Source organism: Nonomuraea lactucae, from assembly GCF_003313395.1.
GTDB lineage: Bacteria > Actinomycetota > Actinomycetes > Streptosporangiales > Streptosporangiaceae > Nonomuraea > Nonomuraea lactucae.
Genome location: NZ_QNFZ01000442.1, coordinates 1 through 1,121, shown reverse-complemented (window position 1 = coordinate 1,121; position 1,121 = coordinate 1). Strand labels below are relative to the sequence as shown.

At 76.9% G+C, this 1,121-nt stretch carries 2 protein-coding genes; one reads left to right on the top strand and one right to left on the bottom strand.

What is annotated here, in order from left to right; all coding sequences use genetic code 11:
• Positions 1-668, bottom strand: a 668-nt coding sequence (locus DQW85_RS22510) for a MerR family transcriptional regulator (protein ID WP_162795238.1), incomplete at its 3' end; no start/stop codon positions are given.
• Positions 669-772: 104 nt separating this feature from the next.
• On the opposite strand from DQW85_RS22510, the gene DQW85_RS22505 reads away from it, so the two are divergent.
• A partial coding sequence (locus tag DQW85_RS22505) for a deoxyribodipyrimidine photo-lyase (protein ID WP_162795237.1) occupies positions 773-1,121 on the top strand: 349 nt, incomplete at its 3' end.

The window sequence follows — 1,121 nt, the reverse complement described above, 5'->3', positions numbered from 1 at the left end:
GGTCCGGGCGGTCCGGGCGGTCCGGGCGGTCCGGGCGGCTCGGGCGGTCCGGGCCGTGCGGGCCGTCCGGAACCTCCCGCACCTGCGAGACCTCCCTGGCGTCCGGGCCGCTCGGTCAGGGGGTGCAGGGCCGCGAGGAGGCGCTCGGAGAACAGGTGCTCGACGTCGACGCCCGCCCCGGTCTCGGCCTGCCTGCGGCAGATCGTGGCGAACACCGGACGGACCAGGAGCTCCCACGTGCCCACCACGCCGAGCCGGGCCAGCGCGGCGGCGACTCCGTCGGTGACGGTGCGGCCGTCCAGCGCCAGCGCGGCACGGGCCAGCATCGCCGCGGACGGCACGTGCTCGCCCAGCAGGACGTGCTCCGGCCGCGCCTCCGGCACGCCTTCCGCACCGGGCCTCTCCAGCGGGACCCGGAGCCGGAGGGCCTGGCGGGCCGCGTCGGCGGGCGGGACGCCGGCGTGGACGAGCCGGTTCATCTCCTCCAGGCGCGCCAGGTCGGACCGGTCGTAGCGGCGGTGGCCGCCGGGACTGCGGCGGCTCGGGCCGATGCCGTAGCGCAGGTTCCAGGTGCGCAGGGTGGGGGCGGGCACCCCGAGCCGCCTCGACACGGCACCGATGCCGTATCCAGGCTCCTCTCCGGCGCTCGTCGAGCCGCTCTCGCGCATGCAGGTCTCCCCATCCGGGCCCTGGCCATTCTTCCGGACCACGGGCGTCAGAGGTTGCAACCGGCGCGGGTCCCGGCTGCGAATACCAGGTGATGGACGACCTCATGAACACGGTGATCGTGCTCTTCAACCGGGATCTGCGCGTGCACGATCACCCGGCCCTCGCCACGGCGTGCGCCACGGCCCGCCGGGTGGTCCCGCTGTTCGTGCTCGACCCGGCCGTGCCCGCCGGGCGGCGCGGGCCGTTCCTGCTCGACTGCCTGCGGGACCTGCGCGAGTCGCTCCGCTCCCGCGGCGGCGACCTGCTGGTGCGGCGGGGCGACGTGGTCGCCGAGACGATGCGGCTGGCCCGGGAGGTCTCGGCCGAGGCCGTCTACGCCGGCGCGGACGTCAGCGCGCTGGCGCGGGCCAGGGAGCGGCGGCTGGCGGCCGAGCGGATCGGCTTCCGCGCGT